Origin of the sequence: Pseudomonas syringae pv. cilantro (assembly GCF_001293775.1) — a bacterium.
In the GTDB taxonomy this organism is placed as follows: Bacteria; Pseudomonadota; Gammaproteobacteria; order Pseudomonadales; family Pseudomonadaceae; genus Aquipseudomonas; species Aquipseudomonas syringae_P.
Genome location: NZ_LGLN01000005.1, coordinates 1 through 873 on the forward strand (window position 1 = coordinate 1; position 873 = coordinate 873).

Here is an 873-nt window from a genome sequence, read left to right on the forward strand (position 1 = left end):
CGTCGGTGGGCTCAATGAGCAGGTAGCCCCGCAGTTGCTTGCTTTTGCGTGGTCCTTTGACCAGGCACGTCCAGATGTTCAGGCCTGCGGGAGTCTTGCGATGTTTTTTCAGCTTCTCGAAAGATCGCTGGACCAATTGCCAGGCTTCGAGATCGCGCTCTTTCGCCTCATGCTCAATCGCCGGGTGCTCAAGCGCATAACGTTTGAAAATGTCAGGACTGACCAGAAATGCGGTGCTGTCCACGGTATGTACACGCGCTTTGGCGTCATTGATGATGATTCGGTGAGAAATTACGCCGCCCTTCAGCCAGGCCAGGAAGTTGGTACCGTGATTCTGGGCCGAGTCAGTCGAGTTCTTGGCGGCATCAGTTGCTGGAGCTGTTTCAGGCATGGGAGGGTCAGGCATAGCCTGCTTGGGTTGGCTAAGCCGAGCAGACTGTTTGGGCGGAGGAGAAAAGGGGATCTGATCGTAGTCCGTGCTCTCCGGGCTACTTTGCACTGGTGCAGTTGGAGCAGCAGGTACTGGATCGGGAAATAGATCGAGCAGCTCATCCAGCGCATCAAAATCTTTTACTGGTGCCGGTGCTTGTTTCTGCGAGGATTGCTGCGCCTTCTGATTGACCGCGGCAGGTATCTTCTTGTTGTTACCTACCGATAGTGGTTCGGCGGCTCCTACAAGCGCTTGCTCGACTTCTTCCACCGGTCCTGCGGCTTCCACCGTAAGGGTGCCGGTATACGCCTCTGGTCTGTCGGTAGCGTTCGGCCAGATCAATGCCGGCGCGATTTTCAGTACCGTGAGCGTGTTCTTCCAGCCTCGACCATTGTCGATGCTGGCCTTCCAAATGGCTTTTCCCTCTCCATTAGGCTGAATGA

1 protein-coding gene is annotated in these 873 nt (G+C 55.6%); it reads right to left on the reverse strand.

Going from position 1 to position 873, the window contains the following annotated elements; genetic code table 11:
* The coding region (locus ABJ99_RS00090) for a conjugal transfer nickase/helicase domain-containing protein (protein ID WP_195842894.1) at positions 1 to 873 on the reverse strand (873 nt) is incomplete at both ends.